This window comes from Ruegeria sp. CJ6, from assembly GCF_056536665.1.
Map to the genome: position 1 here is coordinate 72,341 of NZ_JBQFQB010000007.1, position 16,836 is coordinate 89,176.

Here is a 16,836-nt window from a genome sequence, read left to right on the forward strand (position 1 = left end):
TTTTGGCCAGATGAAGAGGATCACCGTGGCAGTTGCAAGAGATAGCGCATGAGCGACTTGAACACTTTCTGTGCTGGTCGCCTGCGTGAACACTGGGGTCTGGACGCCCGTCTGACGCGTCTGGATGGGGAGTACGACCTCAACTTTGTGGTCAAAGCCACCAACGGGCAGGATTATGTGCTCAAGGTGATGCGCGCGGGGTGCGATGCAGCATTGGTCGATCTGCAGATCAAGGCGCTGGAACATCTCAGCGCAGCAGCGCCCGGATTGCCCTTTCCTGCTGTTTATCCCGATTTGAACGGGATGATGTTGCCCGAGATTGCCGACGCACATGGGCAACCGCGACTGGTCTGGCTGCAGGAACGACTGCCGGGGGCATGCTATGCAAGCAGCGCGCCCAAGACCGAAGACCTGATACTAAAACTGGGCCGTGTTCTGGGCGCAACCGACAGGGCGCTGGAGGGGTTCACCCACGAGGGCTTGCATCGCGCCGATTTCAAATGGGATTTGACGCGGGCGAGTTGGATCGTCGACCAACTAGAGGCCATCTCTGATCCGGCACGACGCGCGCGCGTTCAACAAATCGCTGCGGATTTTGAGGCGATCTCTGATCAACTGGGTGCATTGCCAAAGCAGGCGATTCACAATGATGCCAATGATTACAATATCCTTGTCGAAGGCAATCTGGGCGAACGACGCAGCATCTCGGGTCTGATCGATCTTGGCGACATGTGCACAGCGCCGCGCGTTTGCGATCTGGCTATTGCCGGGGCCTATGTCGTTCTGGACCACCCTAAACCCGAGCGCGCATTGGCTGCGCTGGTACGCGGGTATCACGCTGCCAATCGGTTACGCCCGGATGAGATCGACCTGATCTGGCCTTTGTTGCAAGCACGGTTGGCGGTGTCCGTGGTGAATTCGACGCTGATGGCGATTGAGAACCCGGATGATCCGTATGTCACGATCAGCCAGGCCCCGGCGTGGCGGTTGATCGAAAATGGGGCAATCAATGGCGCACTCATGCCCGCACGATTGCGCGCAGCGTGTGGCTTGCCCGTTGTGGACGGGGCCGAGCGCATCCATGCCTATCTGTCCAACCATCGTGGACATTTCGCGCAGATGTTCGGGCAGGATCTGAGCGACACGCCAATGGGCTCACTGTCGGTGGAGAACTCGACCTGGCCGCAAAACCCGTTCCACATGCCGCTGGACGAGGCAGCGCGGGTCGGCGAAGAATTTGGGGATGGTCCCTGGCTTGGGTATTACAGCGAGCCACGCCTGATCTATGCTGAGCCGGGGTTTCGCAAGGGACCGTGGAAAGCGTCGGATCGGCGCACAGTGCATCTGGCCGTGGATGTGTTTGCACCCGCCGGAACAGTGCTGCATGCACCTCTCAGCGGTCGGGTCGAAGCGGTTGAAAACAGGGACGCGCATCTCGACTATGGCGGGGTTGTGATCCTGCACCACGAAACGCCCGAAGGGGATGCATTCTACACGCTTTATGGCCATCTGGACCCTGAGGTGAGCGAGCGTTTGAAACCAGGTGACCCGGTGGCTCAGGGTGCAGCTTTTGCCCGTCTGGGCGATGCCAGTCAGAATGGCGGATGGGCCCCGCATGTGCATTTCCAACTGGCGCTGACGACCGACGGTATGCAGGCCGACTGGCCGGGCGTAGCGGATCCTGATGAGCTCGAGCTTTGGCACGCGGTCTGCCCCAACCCCGCAGCACTGTTGAACTTGCCTGATGAAAAGGTTTTCTATCGACCAACCGACAAGCAGGCGATCCTACAGGACAGGCGCGAACACTTCGGCGGCAATCTCAGCCTGACATACGACGACCCGGTCATGCTGGTGCGTGGCTGGAGGCATCACCTGTTCGATGAATGGGGGCGACCCTATCTGGATGCCTACAACAACGTTCCGCATGTAGGCCATGCGCATCCGCGTATTCAGGCGGTTGCAGCGGATCAGCTGAAGCGCATGAATTCGAACACACGCTATCTGCACCCGGCGCAAACCGCTTTTGCCGACAAGGTATTGTCGAAACTGCCGGATCACCTTGAAGTCTGTTTCTTCGTCAACTCAGGGACAGAGGCCAACGAATTGGCTCTGCGTCTGGCGCGCGCGCACACCGGGGCAAAAGGGATCGTGACGCCCGATCACGGCTATCACGGCAACACAAACGCTGCGGTGGCGATCTCGGCCTACAAATTCAACAAACCTGGCGGTATTGGGCGGGCAGATTGGGTGGAACTGGTTGAGGTCGCGGATGACTATCGCGGTTCGTTCCGGCGTGATGACCCCGAGCGTGCCCGGAAGTTTGCTGACCTGATTGATCCGGCGATTTCGGCATTGCAGGCAAAAGGGCAAGGCCTAGCCGGGTTCATCGCTGAAACATTCCCCTCGGTCGGGGGACAGATCATTCCACCAAAAGGCTATCTGTCTGCGATATATGAAAAAATCCGTGCCGCCGGAGGGGTCTGCATTGCCGATGAAGTCCAGACTGGCCTCGGGCGCCTGGGCGACTATTACTTCGGCTTTGAACATCAGGGCGCGCTGCCTGACATAGTGGTAATGGGGAAGCCCATCGGCAACGGCCACCCGCTGGGTGTGCTGGTCACTACCAAAGAGATCGCCGAAAGCTTCGACAACGGGATCGAGTTTTTCTCGACCTTCGGCGGCTCAACCCTGTCTTGCCGGATCGGAAAAGAGGTGCTGGACATCGTCGACGATGAAGGCCTTCAAGAGAACGCCCGTGTGATGGGGGCTCGTCTGATGGACGGCCTCCGAAAGATCGAAGCGGACTTTGCCTGCGTTGGCGATGTACGCGGCATGGGTCTGTTTTTAGGGGTGGAACTGGTCAATCCTGACGGTTCGGAAAGCGGTGAGATTTGCAGCTACGTCAAGAATCGGATGCGCGATCATCGCATTCTGATCGGTAGCGAGGGACCCAAGGACAATATCCTGAAAATCCGGCCACCGCTAACCATCGAAGCAGAGGACGTCGACATGATTCTTTGGGCGCTGCGGGAGGTTCTTGGCGAAGTGGGTGACTACAGCCCTGCCCCCATGTGCGATCACGATCATCATCATGCGGGCTGCGGCTGCTGCTAAGAAACACAAAACCCCAGCGAAATTGCTGGGGTTTTGTCGCCGTCGATCAGTGGAGCACTGAATGTGGGGGGTGGTGCCCGGTCGTCGGCAAAGGGATCGAAACGGTCATCCGGCGTAACGCCAAGCCCAGTTCCTCGGACAATGAGGCCAGTGCCGGGGCGAAATCGGGCCGTACGATCAGCGAGGCCATCATCATTGCATCTTCACGCGCCCCTTCAGAGGCGGCACCGATCATCTGGGCAAAACAATTCTCATCAGCGCCCAGACATGCACATCCCAGCCCATGACGCACCAGCGGACGGCGACCGTGATGTGCACAAAGTGAACACAGCCGGTCCAGCGTCAGCATCGTGGCGCGTCCCTGATCTGCACCCAGCGCGATGTCAAAATCGCTTGCGGCATTTGCCCGGCCTTCGACCCCATCACCCCAAAGCCGCAGGTACATGACGGCTCCGGCCTCAATGGGGTTCAGGTCAGCCAGACGGCCAACAGCCGCCCCGCCACGCGAAGAAGGTGCGCTCATTTTGTCAGGATCAGCTTGCCTGCGCGGGTGATACGCAGCGTATAAAGCTGATCGCCCAGCTCGATATGGGCCAAATTGCCGCCATTGGTGAGGTCTTCCGCCTTGTGGGCCGGAAGCATCGAAACAGCGTAGCTAAGGGTCGAGGTAGGGGTTTGCGCGTTCATTGGGGCATCTCCAGAGCATCTGTGGCACTTGGCCTTGTCTGTCTTCGTTTCGCTTGATCTGGCTGACCCTGTTTTGGGCTGGCTATCTGTTCGTGTGATTAATCTGATAAAAATAGTAAGGTTTGTCAAGCTGCTGTTTTTTCAATCGCTCCCACGGGTCTCTATTGCGCCGTCGCACAGCACGACCTAGGCATTGGACATCAACAAACAAAGGCGGATTCGCAGATGGCAGCAGTTGTCGTATTTGATCTGGATGGCACCCTGATAGACAGCCTTGCCGACCTTGCAGCTGCAGTAAACCGAATGCTGCACGATCAGGGGCACCCCGCCTTGCCTCAGGATACGATCCGGGGATTCGTCGGGAACGGATTACCCAAGCTGGTCGAGCGGGCGATGACGCATTGCGGGCTGGAGCCAACGCTTCACAAGGACCTGACACAGCTTACTCTGACGCACTACAATGCAGGCGCCTGCGATCAGACCGTAGTTTATCCCGGCGTGATCCAGGCGCTGGATGAGCTTCGCGATATGGGCTGTGCGCTTGGGGTCTGCACCAACAAACCCGAAGCCCCTGCCCGGCATGTGCTGGGCGAACTTGGCCTGCTACCCTATTTCAACACGGTATTTGGTGGAGACACGCTGGATATACGCAAACCCGATCCAGAGCACTTGCACGCCTGTTTCAAGACCCTTCAAGCCGCAGGCCCACAGATCTTCGTTGGCGACAGTGAGGTTGATGCCGAAACCGCGCAACGGGCTCAGGTTCCGTTTTTGCTGTTTGAACAGGGATATCGAAAGTCGCCGGTTTCGGACATGCCGCACACGCTCAGCTATGATAACAGTACCGCACTGCCTGCACTTGTTCGGAAAATCCTGACGCAGGCATAGACCCCAAAAAAGGTCGAGGGGCCGGCCAAGGGGGTAAGAAGCCAGCCCCTCATCGGGGGAAATTAGTGAAAGTGGATTGGGCGCACTGGCCCGGTAGTTAATGAAAAGTTAACGCACCTGCGCGGATCGCGAAATTGGGGGATTCCCGTAGTGCTGCGATTTTTTTCCCAATCCCCCAAATTATTTTGCGCGCAGAAGCCTAAAAACTGGGATTTATGCGGCTTTCTCAGCCGCGGCACGCGCGATCACCAGTTCCTCGTTCGTCGGAATGACCATCAGTTTCACACGTGACAGGTCGGTCGAGATGACGCGCAAATTGTCCGCGTTTGCATCGTGGTCCAGTTCAAGACCCAACCACCCCATGTCAGTGCAGATACGGTCGCGGATATAGGTCGAGTTCTCACCGATCCCGCCGGTAAACACGACGGCGTCCAGACCTCCCAACACGGCGGCCAAAGCGCCCAGCTCGCGGCGTATCCGGAACGTGTAGTAGTTGATGGCATTGCGTGCACCCGGCGTATTCGACGCCTCAAGCGTACGCATATCATTGGTCATTCCGGAAAGGCCAAGCAACCCGGATTTACGATACAGAAGATCCGAAATCTCATCCGCATTCATGCCTTGCTGATCCATCAGATACAGCACAACGCCTGGATCCAGCTGGCCACAACGCGTTCCCATCGGCAAACCATCCATGGCCGAGAACCCCATGCTTGAACCGACCGAGCGACCTCCGATCATAGCGCACATCGAGGCACCGTTGCCAAGATGCGCCACAACTACCCGACCGCCATGGATCAGCGGTGCAGTTTTGTCCAGATGGTCCGAGATGTAATCATAGCTCAGACCGTGGAAGCCATAGCGCCGAACGCCCATATCGTAATACTCGGTCGGCAATGCGAAGGTGTCATTGACCCAAGGGTGGTGGCGGTGAAAAGCGGTATCGAAACAGGCAACCTGCTTGGCATTGGGGAACCTGTCCATCGCAGTACGTGCGCCCTGCAGATTGTAAGGTTGGTGCAGGGGCGCAAAAGGCTCGAGTTTTTCCAGCATCTGCAAGCTTTCGGGGGTCAGCAGAATGGGCCTGTCATTATCCGGGCCGCCATGCACGATGCGGTGTCCAACTGCGGTCACGCCCGCCGACGGGAACTGCCGTTCCAGCAAATCCAGAATATAGTCCAAGGCGCTGGCCTGATCGCACAGCGCTTCAGAAGCGGTATCGGCAAGCACACGGCCATCCGTGGTCTCTGCTTTGATGCGCGCCGCAGGGCTGCCGATGCGTTCCACTTCTCCCGAACAGACAAGGATCGGATCTGCTTCGCCCGCGGAGAACAGCCCAAACTTCAGCGAGGACGAGCCTGAATTCAGTGTGATGATATGGTCCATCAGATCTTACCCGACATCCGCGCCGCATGCAGGGCCGCGACGGCACAGGAAACCAGCCGCGCCTTTTCGCCATCTGCGCGACTGGTCAGGATAATCGGTACGCGCGCGCCCAGCACCACCCCGGCAGCCTCGGCGTGCGCGATATACGTCAGTTGCTTGGCTAGCATGTTGCCTGCGTCCAGATTGGGTACGACAAGAATGTCTGCCCGTCCGGCCACCTCGGACACGATCCCTTTGGTGCGCGCCGCGGCCAGGCTGACCGCGTTGTCCATGGCAAGCGGCCCATCGACCAAGCCACCCCTGATCTGCCCCCGCTCGGCCATCTTCGACAGCAATGCGGCATCAATCGACGACCGGATAGCCGGATTCACCGTCTCGACCGCCGACAGAACACCCACTTTCGGAGCGCCAATTCCGATTGAGATTGCCAGATCGATCGCGTTCTGCGTGATGTCGATCTTGGTTTCCAGATCCGGCTCGATATTGATGGCCGCATCGGTCACAAGCAAGGGATGCGGCTGGCCGGGTATATCCATGACGAAGACATGCGTAAATCGGCGCCCTGCGCGAAGTCCACGATCCCGCCGCAACGCCGCCCGTAGCAGTTCGTCCGTATGAAGATGCCCCTTCATCAATGCTTCAGCATGTCCTTCGACAACCAGATCAACCGCTTTGTTGGCGGCGTCCAGATGGCCCTTAACAGGAACGATCTCAACGTCACCCAAGGGCAACTCAATCTCACGCGCTGCTGCAGCAATCTTGTCGGGGTCACCTATCAGGACCGGCTTGATGATGGTTTCACGCGCCGCCAATAAGGCCCCCCCAAGCGAGTTGGGCTCTTCTGGGGCGACAACTGCCGTGGGGATCGGAGGCAGCGGGCGCGAGCGATCGAGCAGTGCATCAAAATGCCGGTGCCGCTCGACGACCAGACCAGGCACTTCAATCTCATTGAATGACAGTTCTTTCTCTGGGGCGATCACGACCGCGATGCCGGAGACGATCAGCGCCTCATCACTAGGGCGCATCACCTGAGTTTTCAGAACTACCTCGCGGTTATCGCGTTTTTCGATAACCGTAACTCCGGCCAGCAGTTCTTCACCCGCATATGCCCGGGCGCTAAAATCCAAGCTTTGCGACTTATACAGCGTACCCGCGCCCGGCAGGATATTCCCCAAAACGGCCGAGATCAGAGCCCCAAGAAACATCTCGGGCGCGATCGCCTCGTTTACGTTATCACCGTCCCCATCTTCGTCGGCCAGGTTCAAAGGGTTATGGTTGCCGGAATTCGATGCGAAAACATAAAAATCATCCTCTGTGCAGAACCGAGTCAGCTCGGCGGTGTCACCGATCTGAAGCTGATCAAAGGGCTTGTTGTGATACTGCATTGAAACTCTCGGCGGCTGTTTTGCACCGATCATTATGAGATTTCAGGTAAATTTCCAATGACGTTTGGTGGGTTTCTAGGGCTCAAACCCATCTGGCACACCGAACAGTGGCGCATCCAGTGTGGTCCCGGTCAATGCACCCATGAACGCCACCAGATCTGCGATCTGGGCATCGGTCAGTTCCAGCGGTTCGATGTCAATTTTCTGACGATGACGCTCCATCTCGAACCGGTCCTGCCAGACGATGAAATCCACATTCTCAAGCCACGGCACGTTGGGCAGCCCGGCCAAATCAGGGGTCCAGGCAGCGAGGCTCTGAGATGGGTTCAAGTGGTGGCGAATAATGCCTTCCAGATCGGGAAAGGCACCGTTGTGACCATAAGGCGCTGTCTCTGTCACATTGCGCAGCATCGGTGTGCGAAAGCGATAGGCGTCCTCAAAACGGTTGCTTTCACCCATATGACCCACGTCGCGGGCATAGGGGTCCCATTGGCGGGTCTTGCCCGGTCCAAATGGCGGCAGGCCGAGCGCGTGGAATTTTTGATCCGATAGCAACGGGCCGGAATGGCAGTTTGCGCAACCTGCCTCACCATAGAACAAGGTCATACCATCGTATTGCTCGGGCGTCAGAGCGGCATGGTCTCCGGCCAGATATTGGTCGAACGGACTGTCGGTGCTGCGCCATTCCAGCGCCATGAACGCGGCCAGCGCGTTGGTGATCTGAGTTATCGTGATGTCCTCGGTCGTGTCGATGTCATCGAACGCCTTGACCATGGCGGGCCCATAGCGCGGATCAGTGCGTACCCGTTTGGCGAGGATCGGCCAGCCCTTGTCGATGCGGTCATGCACCGCGCCGGTGACTTGATTTTCGGCCACATTTCCGGCCATCTCGAATTGCGAGGTCAGCGGGAAAAGTGCCTGCGCGGCCAGCAGTGAATTCAACCCCTCCGGCAGCCATTCCTGCGCGGGCGAATTGAAGCCGTTACCGTAGACGTCAGAGATACTTAGGCGACCGTCATGGAAGACCGTGTGAAGGTCCTTTGCCCCAAGGTTCCAAAGCCCCGGCGAATTGCGGGGAATACGCTTGCGGATTTTGTCCGCTCCGGTGCCCGGCGTGCGATCTGGGCCAAGCCCCTGCCCGCCCTCGCCAATGCCCAGCGACAACCCGTCCGAGGTGCCAAAATCCGGGTGGTGGCAGTGGGCACAGCTGATGTTCTGGTTGCCCGACAAGATCGGATCGTAAAACAGTTGATGACCGATGGCGGCCTGTTCCATATCAAAGGGGATGAAATCGTCATCCGTCAGCGGGCGCGGCAATTCCTGAGCTGCCGCAGCCCCTGCCAAGAGGAAAGCAACCCCATGCGCCAGTTTGTATTTGCCCTGTGCCTTCTCGCGACCCCAGCGCTGGCTGAACTGGAACAAGCACGCGATCTGATGGAGGCCGGAGAGTTTGAAGCCGCGCGTGAGGAATTGCTGCCCGCCGCGCGCTCCGGCAATGCCGAAGCCGAGGAGCTGATCGGTGTGATGTACGGGTTGGGCCTTGGAGTCGAACAGGATTATGAGCGGGCGTTTGAATGGTACCTGCGCGCCTCGATGAAAGGACATCCCGGGGCGCAGTCCGGTATCGGCTGGTACTACGAGTTGGGTCTGGGCATGCCCGCGCCTGATTTGGTGCGGGCCTACATGTGGTACACGCTCAGCGCCATTGGCGGCGACCCCGATGCGGCGATCAGCCTTGAAGAAGTGGTCAAAAAAATGTCGCCGGAGCAGATCGAGAAGGCGCATGTTCTGGTCAACGACTACAAAGGGTGGATGTACCCGTTTCGGTGAGGGCCGGACCCCAGGGCCCGGCCCAGCAATTCAGTTCAGATCCGCATCACGTGAGGCATTAACATCCGCCTCGGCTGCTGCCACAGCGTCAGTCAACGCTACAAAGATCTCATCGCCACGTGCCACATTGGACTGGAACCAGTCATAGACCGGGGTTGCGGCTTCTTTGAAAGCAGCTTTCTGGTCGGGTGTAAGGACATAAAGGTCACCACCGCCGGCAACGAAATCCTCATACGCCTGGATCGACTTGCGCTTGGGTGAGGCAAAGGTCGCTTGCTGCAGCGCATAAAACCCGTCGACTACCACGCGGCGCATATCTTCTGGCATCTCCTGGAACTTGGCGTTGTTCATCCACCACAGCGCACCCATGTAGGCATGCCCATCCAGCGTGACATATTGCAGGCCTGCATCAGGGAACTTCATACCCATGATGTCAGTGATGCCGTTTTTCGAGCCCTCAACCACGCCGGTCTGGAAGCTGGTGAACAGTTCTGGCCACGGGATCGGGGTCGGTGATGCACCCAGTGCTTTGACCAGCTCCTGCGGCAGGTCGGCAACCACGGTGCGGATTTTCAGACCTTCCATGTCAGCCGGCTCAGCAACACGGCGTTGTGTATTGGCGAAGTTGCGCCAGCCACCTGTATTGCCGATTGTCATCAGACGGATCGCACCGCCGGAATCCTCCAGCGCCATGTCGCGCATCTGCCGGGTGAAATCACCAGATAGGACATGTTCGGCAATGCGGTCATCGGCCATCAGGTAAGGCAGGTCCAGAACCTGCACGTAAGGGAAGATGCCCGAGGCCCCTCCAGAGGTTGAGATGTAGATGTCGATCGTACCGTCTGCCACACCCTGCAGGCACTCGGCACCGTTCGAGCAGAGCTGCGTACCTATGAACAGCTCAACCTCAATGGCTCCGTTCGAGGCCGCCTCAACGTAGTTCTTGAAAACGACCAGACCGTCATAGTCTTCGTCGTTTTCATTCGAGTTTGCTGTGGCGCGTAGCGTGTAGTCGGCGGCTGCCGCGGCAATCGCAGACGCGGCCACTAGCGACGTGGCCACCGCTGCGGTTTTGATAAATCTTCTGAGCATGCGTTTCCTCCCTGTGATACTCAGTTCAGTTTGCAAATCCCGTTATCCTCGGGATCGTCATGGATAGTGCGGGGATGTATGTGATCAAGAAGATCACGATGATTTCGACCGCCAGAAACGGCAGGATTGCCTTGGCGATGGTTTCAACCCGTTCCCGAGACACGGCGGCGGCTACGAACAGCACCAGCCCCATGGGCGGGGTGGCCAGACCGACGGTCAGGTTGACGCTCATGATAATGGCAAAATGGATCGGATCTACACCGAGGCTGGTGAAGATCGGACCGAGGATCGGGCCAAGGATGATAATAGCGGGGCCTGCATCCAGGAACATTCCAACGATGAACAGCAGCAGGTTGATCAGGAACAGCAGGATCAGCGGGTTTTCCGACAGGCTGAGGATTAGCGAGGCCAGCTGCTCCGGCGCATGGCTAAGACTAACGACCGTCTTGAACGCCATTGCCGCCCCGACCAACAACAGGACGACAGCTGAGGTCATACCTGCATTGCTGAGCACCTCGGGGACTTCTTTCCACGTCAATGTGCGCAGGACGAAGAAACCGATGATGAAGGCATACCCTACTGCGACTGCGGCGGCCTCGGTTGGGGTAAAGATGCCACCCAGTATTCCGCCCAGGATGATCACAGGGGTCATCAGTGGGAAGAACGCTTTTAGGCTGGCCTGACGGCGTTCCGGCCAAGTGTATTTACGGCTGGCGACCGGGAAGTCGTAGCGATCCGCCATCAGCTTGATCATGAGCATCAAACCGACACCGACCATGACCCCAGGCACGATGCCAGCGAGAAAGAGCGCAGCCACACTTTCACCCATGACATAGGCATAGATGATCATGATGCCCGAGGGCGGGATGATCGGCCCGATCACCGAACTGGCTGCCGTGATCGCGGCGGCAAATTTGCGGGTATAGCCTTGCTTCTCCATCGCCGGGATCAGCATTGACCCAAGCGCCGAAGTATCGGCGACAGCGGACCCTGAAAGGCCCGCGAACAGGATCGAGCTGAGGACGTTCACATGCGCAAGGCCGCCCCGCAGGTGGCCCATCAGGGCCTGGCTGAACTCGACGAGGCGGATGGTGATGCCGCCCCGGTTCATCAGTTCTCCGGCCAGCATGAAGAAAGGGATCGCCATCAGCGGGAAGCTATCCATACCGTTATAGACATTGCGATAGAGCAGCGTAATGTCGTTGGTCTGACCGCTGAGCCATAGCAGAATGCCGGGCGCTGCCAGCAGTGCGAAAAAGACCGGCAGGCCGATCAGCAGGAAAATCAGGAAGGTGGGCAGGAACCAAATCAGCATTTATTCAGCCCCCACCGCAGCTTCGGGAATTTCAGGCAAAAGATGTGCTCCGCCCAACATGGTTACTATCGACCGCAAGATCAGTTCGATATTGACCGAGATCAGCAAGATGATCCCAACCAGCAGCGAGGCCATCATCCAACTGCGCGGAATACGGTACCATTCATCGAACCCGAAAGAGGTAGGCAGGTACAACGCCGCAGTGGCGAACCGGCCACCAAAGCCCGTAACCTCAGACCAGCCGATATTGACCGCAACAAGCAGCACGGCCAGCGAGATCAGCAGCAGGAACAAATTGAGCGATTGACCAAGCACGCGCGGCAGGAAGCGCGCAAGCATATCGATGGCGACGAACCCTCCGCGACGGAAAGCTGTGGGGGCCATCAGGCCCGTCATCCAGAGCATGCAGAACCGGGCAGCCTCATCCGGCCATGGCAGTGCGTTACCCAAGACATATCGGAAGAACACCTGAATCAGGATCGCGATAACCATAACTGCAATCGCAACAACACCGACCGCGCGGCCCAGACGCAGCACGGTTTCGTTCACGAATGCAATCGGCGTCAACGCCGATGCCAGTCCGCCCATGCGGATCCTCCCACTGTCAGCTGCGGGTTTGACCCGCAGTCGTCATATCGCGCTTAGCTCTGCGCGAATTGGCCGAGTTTTCCGGCAAAGAACGTCAGCGCGTCTCCATCCGCCATGCTGACTTTCAGAACTTTGCCCACCACGATCACATGATCGCCTGCATCGTGATAAGCGTGCTGCTCGCATTCGAACCGGGCAAGACTGCCCGGCAACAACGGGGTGCCGTTTTCACAACGGTCATGTTCGATATCACGCAGCGCATGGGCGTCTTTTGAACAGCCAAAGCACAGCTCGGCCTGTTCAGCAGACAGAACATGCACACTGAAGTGACGCGCCGCGTGAAAATAGCGGAACCGGCGCGAATTGCGGTCGCCCGCCCACATCACCAGCGGCGGATCCAGCGACAGGGACGAAAAGCTGTTGGCGGTAATGCAGATTGGCCCATCCTCACTGTCGCAGGTCACGACAGTAACTCCGGTGGCAAAACGGCCAAAAGCATCGCGCAGGGTTCGCGTGTCGTCCTTATGCGGGACGAATGTATGGTTCATATCGCGCGAGATTGCGTTCATCATGGCACCTCATGTCCCAGCGCCGCCTCATACAGGCGGTACCAGCTTTCACGATCCAGCTTGACCTTCAACGCATCCGAGGCGCGTTTGATACGGCCCAAATTATTTGTGCCCAAAACCGGCAGGATGTTCGCCGGATGCGCGAGCAGGAAGGCAACCGCAACGGCGGCGCGGTCCACCCCGAATTCCTCGGCTATCTCATCCGCAACAACACCAACCGGAGGGTTCCCGGCCATCAAAAGGCCCCCGCCAAGTGGGGACCACGCCATCAGCGGATGACCATGCTGCTGATGGAACGCCAGATCGCCGTTAGTGAACGGGCTGATCTCGCCCAGAGATATCTCGATCTGATTGGTGACCAACTTGGTTTTCATCGCCGACTGCAGCAAAGACCAGTCCCAAGGGCGGAAGTTGGACACACCAACCGCGCCGACCTTGCCACTGGCAACCACCTCATCCAGCGCTGCACCGGTTTCATGGTGATCCATCATTGGATCCGGGCGGTGGATCAGTAGCAAGTCGATGTGGTCGATCGCCATTTCCGACAGAGATGTATCGACCGACTTCAGAATATGCGCACGCGACGTGTCGTAATATTTGACCTTGGCCTCGGCATAACGCCCCATCGGCGCGACGATGTCACATTTGGTGACGATCTCCATTTTCTGGCGAAGGCTGGGATTGGTGCGCAAGGCATTGCCCAGAACGGCTTCGGCCGCGTATCCGCCATAAATGTCGGCCTGATCGAAGGTGGTGATGCCCTGATCCAGACAGGCCTGAATCTTGGCCTCAACATGCGCAGTCGAGGTGTCACTGTCATCACCCAAGCGCCACATGCCATAGACAAGACGGCTCATTTCCAGCGTGTCAGATAGTTTCACACGTTGCATCAGCGACGAACTCCGTTGCCCAGCGGGGTTGCCGGGGTGGTTGCTGGCACGCGCCCGTAGGCTTCGGGAAGCGAGCAGGTTTTCAGGTTGGGCATCACGCGGGAGCCAAAATGCTTGGCCTCGTCCATGTGCGGATAGCCCGAAAAGATGAAGGCGCGAATGCCCATCTTCTGATACTCTTCGATTTTAGACATAACTTGATCGGTCGAACCGACCAGCGCAGCACCACAGCCCGACCGTGCGCGTCCGACGCCGGTCCAAAGGCCGGGTTCGACATAGCCATACTCATCCGCCAGATCGCGGTTCTTGGATTGATGCGCCACACCCAATGATGTCGCGTCCAACGCCCGCTCGCGGATCGCGCGACCGTATTCGTCATCCAGTTTCGAGACGATGTAGTCGGCGTATTCCTGTGCCTCAGCCTCGGTATCCCGCACGATCATGTGGACGCGCAGGCCGTAGTCCAGAGTACGATTGTAATTCTCGGCAACTGCATGAACGGCTTTCATCCGCTCGGCCAACTGATCCTTTGTTTCCGGCCACATCAGGTAGACATCGCAATGCTCGCCGCACAGGTCCAAAGCAGACGGCGAGTAGCCGCCGAAATACAGCAGTGGGCCACCGGTCTGGTAAGGCCGAGCCGGGTCGGTGGTCAGGCCTGAAAAGTTATAGACCTCGCCCGCATGGTTGATTTCGTCCTGCGTCCAGGCCTGTTTCAGGATCTCGACCACTTCGCGCGAGCGTTGATATCGGAAAGCGCTATCGGCTTTTTCACCGGGAAAATCGGACGAGATGATATTGACCGTCAACCGCCCCTTAAGCATGTGGTCCAGCGTCGCGATGGTACGGGCCAGCATGATGGGCTGCATTTCGCCACAGCGCACGGCGGCCAGCAGGTTGATGTTTTCGGTAATCGGCGCGCAACCTGCAACAAAGCTCAGGGTGTCCTGTCCGACCTGATAAGACGATGGGCACAGGATGTTGCGAAAGCCTTGCGCCTCGGCCTCTTTCACGATGCCTGAACAATGCTCCCAACTGGATCGCAGTTCACCATCGGGCACGCCCAGAAACTGGTAATCATCCGAGCAAAGCGCTGCAAACCACGAAACCTCGGCCGCATCCAGGTCGGGGGATGTGATGGGGACGATGGTCATTTGATTCACGCTCCGTACATCTTTGACTTTCCTCTTGCGTAGCAAGCGCATTGATGTAGATCAATAGTGTATCAATTTTTCCTGCGACCGAGTGAAGCGCCCTCAATGTCCGCCAACAGCCGCAATCCAAATGCCCTGCCGATCTATGTCCAGATCTCAGAGCTTCTGATCCGCGATATTGCTGCGGGCCGTCTGATTGATGGTGAGCGTCTTCCACCTGAACGGGACATGGCTTCGAACCTAAATGTCTCGGTCGGGACCTTGCGAAAATCCCTCGCCGAGCTTGAGAAAAAAGGCATGTTGGAGCGTATTCAGGGTTCGGGCAACTACATCCGCGAGACCGGAACGCAGAACAGCGTCTATGCTATGTTCCGGCTGGAACTGCCCGAAGGCGGCGGGTTGCCGCGTGCCGATATTCTGTCAGTTGATCATCTCAAGAAGCCTGCGAAGCTGCCGGAATTCGGCCTGTCTGATAGCGGTTCGCGCGTACGCCGGATGCGTTATCTGAATGACACAATCATCGCGGTCGAAGAAATCTGGCTGGACGAATCAGCCGGGACCATCGACCAGAACCTGCTGTCCGACTCGCTTTATCGCTATTACCAGCAACAACTTGGCTTCTGGATCACACGGGCAGAGGATCGCGTTTCTGTCAGTGCCCTGCCCGACTGGACTCCTGAAGGCTTCACCAAACCTGCGGGCCAAGCCGCAGGGTATATCGAACGGTTCAGTTGGTCTGAGAAAGCTGAACCTATCGAGTTTTCAAAAACATGGTTTGATCCAGATCGAGCCACATACGTTCAACGCCTGAAATAAAAGGAACTGCGCATGACCCGGACCACCAACTATGGGCTGATCGGATGCGGTATGATGGGGCAGGAACACCTGCACAACATTGCTCTGCTTGAGGGCACACGAGTCGCCGCCATTTTCGAGCCCGACCCGGAGATGGCGTATAAGGCGCAGGCGATTGCATCCGACGCGCAGATGGTGTCTTCCCTTCAGGACCTTCTGACGGTCAATGATCTGGACTGTCTGGTCATCGCCAGCCCCAACCACCTGCATGTTGATCAACTGGCCGAGATTGCGGAAACTCGCCCACTGCCACTGTTGATCGAGAAACCGTTGTTCACTGATCCCACCGATCTTGCACGGCTTGAGGAGTTGGAACGCAGTTTTCCGCACCCGATCTGGGTCGCGATGGAATATCGCTATATGCCCCCGATCACGGCGCTGATCGATGAAGCAGCGACCGCCGGTGGTGGGATCAAGATGCTCACGATCCGCGAACACCGTTTTCCGTTCCTCGAAAAGGTCGGCAATTGGAACCGGTTCAACCGTAACACTGGCGGTACATTCGTCGAAAAATGTTGCCACTTCTTCGACCTCATGCGCCTGATCCTGCAATCAGACCCGGTTCGCGTTTCCGCAAGCGGTGGCCAAGCCGTCAATCATTTGGACGAAGTTTATGACGGCGATACTCCAGATATTCTGGACCACGGCTATGTCATTGTCGATTTTGCTTCGGGCGCGCGCGCGCTGCTCGAGCTTTGCATGTTTGCCGAGGGTTCGCGGTATCAAGAAGAAATCTCGGCCATTGGGCGCGATGCCAAGATCGAAGCGCTTGTGCCCGGCCCGGGCCGCTTCTGGCCCGAACATCTGGGCGACGCGCCTGTACCACAGCTGATCATCAGCCCTCGCGCACCGAAAGGCCCAATCCAGCGCGACATCCCCGTTGATCCCGAGTTGCTGGCGGCTGGCGACCACAATGGCTCGACTTATTATCAGCACAAAGGCTTTCTGGAGCTGGTCAGGGGCGAGCGTGCCAAACCCGAGGTCTCACTGCGTGATGGGATTTGGGCCGTGCGTATCGGCCTTGCAGCACAACAGGCGTCAGAGCAGGGCCAAACGATCAGCCTAGCTGGGTGATTAACAGGG

16 protein-coding genes are annotated in these 16,836 nt (G+C 57.9%); 5 read left to right on the plus strand and 11 right to left on the minus strand.

All coding sequences use genetic code 11. From position 1 onward, the window contains the following. Positions 1 to 48: 48 nt before the first annotated feature. Positions 49 to 3,114 (plus strand): aminotransferase class III-fold pyridoxal phosphate-dependent enzyme, encoded by a 3,066-nt coding sequence (locus ACR0BT_RS18285; RefSeq protein WP_480763786.1) that lies wholly within the window; start codon positions 49 to 51, stop codon positions 3,112 to 3,114. A gap of 46 nt (positions 3,115 to 3,160) precedes the next feature. Here ACR0BT_RS18285 and ACR0BT_RS18290 read toward each other — a convergent pair whose 3' ends face one another. Together ACR0BT_RS18290 and hemP are read right to left on the minus strand one after the other, a co-directional pair. Then, a complete protein-coding gene (locus ACR0BT_RS18290; RefSeq protein WP_170408198.1) occupies positions 3,161 to 3,637 on the minus strand; it encodes a hypothetical protein in 477 nt (158 codons plus the stop codon). Next, positions 3,634 to 3,801: a hemin uptake protein HemP gene (hemP, locus tag ACR0BT_RS18295; RefSeq protein ID WP_170398358.1), complete on the minus strand. Its 168-nt coding sequence runs from the start codon at positions 3,799 to 3,801 to the stop codon at positions 3,634 to 3,636. Before hemP ends, ACR0BT_RS18290 begins: the two co-directional genes overlap by 4 nt. Positions 3,802 to 4,026: 225 nt before the next feature. Between hemP and gph the strand changes: the two genes are divergently transcribed. Further along, positions 4,027 to 4,689 (plus strand): phosphoglycolate phosphatase, encoded by a 663-nt coding sequence (gene gph, locus ACR0BT_RS18300; RefSeq protein ID WP_480763787.1) that lies wholly within the window; start codon positions 4,027 to 4,029, stop codon positions 4,687 to 4,689. A 213-nt stretch (positions 4,690 to 4,902) separates the two neighbouring features. Here the strand turns inward: gph and ACR0BT_RS18305 are convergent, their stop codons facing one another. The 3 genes from ACR0BT_RS18305 to ACR0BT_RS18315 all read right to left on the minus strand — a co-directional run bounded on the left by ACR0BT_RS18305 (position 4,903) and on the right by ACR0BT_RS18315 (position 8,804). Next, the gene (locus tag ACR0BT_RS18305; RefSeq protein WP_480763788.1) at positions 4,903 to 6,075 is read right to left on the minus strand and encodes an acetate/propionate family kinase; all 1,173 of its coding nucleotides are present in this window, start codon (positions 6,073 to 6,075) and stop codon (positions 4,903 to 4,905) included. Continuing rightward, on the minus strand, positions 6,075 to 7,460 hold the full coding sequence (locus ACR0BT_RS18310) for a bifunctional enoyl-CoA hydratase/phosphate acetyltransferase (protein ID WP_480763789.1): 1,386 nt from the start codon (positions 7,458 to 7,460) through the stop codon (positions 6,075 to 6,077). The genes ACR0BT_RS18305 and ACR0BT_RS18310 overlap by 1 nt, the downstream gene beginning before the upstream one ends. A 75-nt stretch (positions 7,461 to 7,535) precedes the next feature. After that, positions 7,536 to 8,804: a cytochrome-c peroxidase gene (locus ACR0BT_RS18315; RefSeq protein ID WP_480763790.1), complete on the minus strand. Its 1,269-nt coding sequence runs from the start codon at positions 8,802 to 8,804 to the stop codon at positions 7,536 to 7,538. 15 nt (positions 8,805 to 8,819) lie between these two features. Here ACR0BT_RS18315 and ACR0BT_RS18320 point away from each other — a divergent pair, with 15 nt between their 5' ends. Continuing rightward, complete coding sequence (locus tag ACR0BT_RS18320) at positions 8,820 to 9,290, plus strand: tetratricopeptide repeat protein (protein WP_170408184.1); 471 nt, start codon at positions 8,820 to 8,822, stop codon at positions 9,288 to 9,290. 30 nt (positions 9,291 to 9,320) lie between these two features. On the opposite strand, the gene ACR0BT_RS18325 is transcribed toward ACR0BT_RS18320, so the two are convergent. From ACR0BT_RS18325 to ACR0BT_RS18350, 6 genes are read right to left on the minus strand one after another with little or no spacing between them, the layout of a single operon-like run. Further along, positions 9,321 to 10,382 carry a TRAP transporter substrate-binding protein gene (locus ACR0BT_RS18325; protein ID WP_170408182.1) on the minus strand — a complete coding sequence of 354 codons (1,062 nt, stop codon included), beginning with the start codon at positions 10,380 to 10,382 and terminating at the stop codon, positions 9,321 to 9,323. A 25-nt stretch (positions 10,383 to 10,407) separates the two neighbouring features. After that, positions 10,408 to 11,697, minus strand: a complete 1,290-nt coding sequence (locus ACR0BT_RS18330) for a TRAP transporter large permease (protein ID WP_170398321.1) — start codon at positions 11,695 to 11,697, stop codon at positions 10,408 to 10,410. Next, entirely contained in the window at positions 11,698 to 12,285 is a 588-nt protein-coding gene (locus tag ACR0BT_RS18335) for a TRAP transporter small permease (protein WP_170398319.1), read from the minus strand. A gap of 53 nt (positions 12,286 to 12,338) precedes the next feature. Beyond that, positions 12,339 to 12,854 (minus strand): flavin reductase family protein, encoded by a 516-nt coding sequence (locus ACR0BT_RS18340; protein WP_170408253.1) that lies wholly within the window; start codon positions 12,852 to 12,854, stop codon positions 12,339 to 12,341. Next, the gene (locus tag ACR0BT_RS18345) at positions 12,854 to 13,744 is read right to left on the minus strand and encodes an aldo/keto reductase (RefSeq protein ID WP_170408178.1); all 891 of its coding nucleotides are present in this window, start codon (positions 13,742 to 13,744) and stop codon (positions 12,854 to 12,856) included. The genes ACR0BT_RS18340 and ACR0BT_RS18345 overlap by 1 nt, the downstream gene beginning before the upstream one ends. Next, positions 13,744 to 14,898, minus strand: a complete 1,155-nt coding sequence (locus ACR0BT_RS18350) for an LLM class flavin-dependent oxidoreductase (RefSeq protein WP_480763791.1) — start codon at positions 14,896 to 14,898, stop codon at positions 13,744 to 13,746. The genes ACR0BT_RS18345 and ACR0BT_RS18350 overlap by 1 nt, the downstream gene beginning before the upstream one ends. Before the next feature lie 105 nt (positions 14,899 to 15,003). On the opposite strand from ACR0BT_RS18350, the gene ACR0BT_RS18355 reads away from it, so the two are divergent. Together ACR0BT_RS18355 and ACR0BT_RS18360 are read left to right on the plus strand one after the other, a co-directional pair. Beyond that, positions 15,004 to 15,714, plus strand: coding sequence for a GntR family transcriptional regulator (locus ACR0BT_RS18355; protein ID WP_170513702.1), 711 nt, complete (start codon positions 15,004 to 15,006; stop codon positions 15,712 to 15,714). Between the two features lie 12 nt (positions 15,715 to 15,726). Beyond that, positions 15,727 to 16,827, plus strand: a complete 1,101-nt coding sequence (locus ACR0BT_RS18360) for a Gfo/Idh/MocA family protein (RefSeq protein ID WP_480763792.1) — start codon at positions 15,727 to 15,729, stop codon at positions 16,825 to 16,827. The last annotated feature ends 9 nt before the right edge of the window (positions 16,828 to 16,836 follow it).

Coding starts and splice junctions, on each gene's coding strand:
- ACR0BT_RS18325 (WP_170408182.1), bottom strand. CDS start 10,382: ATGCTCAGAAGATTTATCAAAACCGCAGCGGTGGCCACGTCGCTAGTG.
- ACR0BT_RS18320 (WP_170408184.1), top strand. CDS start 8,820: ATGCGCCAGTTTGTATTTGCCCTGTGCCTTCTCGCGACCCCAGCGCTG.
- ACR0BT_RS18360 (WP_480763792.1), top strand. CDS start 15,727: ATGACCCGGACCACCAACTATGGGCTGATCGGATGCGGTATGATGGGG.
- ACR0BT_RS18310 (WP_480763789.1), bottom strand. CDS start 7,460: ATGCAGTATCACAACAAGCCCTTTGATCAGCTTCAGATCGGTGACACC.
- ACR0BT_RS18285 (WP_480763786.1), top strand. CDS start 49: ATGAGCGACTTGAACACTTTCTGTGCTGGTCGCCTGCGTGAACACTGG.
- ACR0BT_RS18335 (WP_170398319.1), bottom strand. CDS start 12,285: ATGGGCGGACTGGCATCGGCGTTGACGCCGATTGCATTCGTGAACGAA.
- gph (WP_480763787.1), top strand. CDS start 4,027: ATGGCAGCAGTTGTCGTATTTGATCTGGATGGCACCCTGATAGACAGC.
- ACR0BT_RS18330 (WP_170398321.1), bottom strand. CDS start 11,697: ATGCTGATTTGGTTCCTGCCCACCTTCCTGATTTTCCTGCTGATCGGC.
- hemP (WP_170398358.1), bottom strand. CDS start 3,801: ATGAACGCGCAAACCCCTACCTCGACCCTTAGCTACGCTGTTTCGATG.
- ACR0BT_RS18355 (WP_170513702.1), top strand. CDS start 15,004: ATGTCCGCCAACAGCCGCAATCCAAATGCCCTGCCGATCTATGTCCAG.
- ACR0BT_RS18305 (WP_480763788.1), bottom strand. CDS start 6,075: ATGGACCATATCATCACACTGAATTCAGGCTCGTCCTCGCTGAAGTTT.
- ACR0BT_RS18290 (WP_170408198.1), bottom strand. CDS start 3,637: ATGAGCGCACCTTCTTCGCGTGGCGGGGCGGCTGTTGGCCGTCTGGCT.
- ACR0BT_RS18345 (WP_170408178.1), bottom strand. CDS start 13,744: ATGCAACGTGTGAAACTATCTGACACGCTGGAAATGAGCCGTCTTGTC.
- ACR0BT_RS18350 (WP_480763791.1), bottom strand. CDS start 14,898: ATGACCATCGTCCCCATCACATCCCCCGACCTGGATGCGGCCGAGGTT.
- ACR0BT_RS18340 (WP_170408253.1), bottom strand. CDS start 12,854: ATGAACGCAATCTCGCGCGATATGAACCATACATTCGTCCCGCATAAG.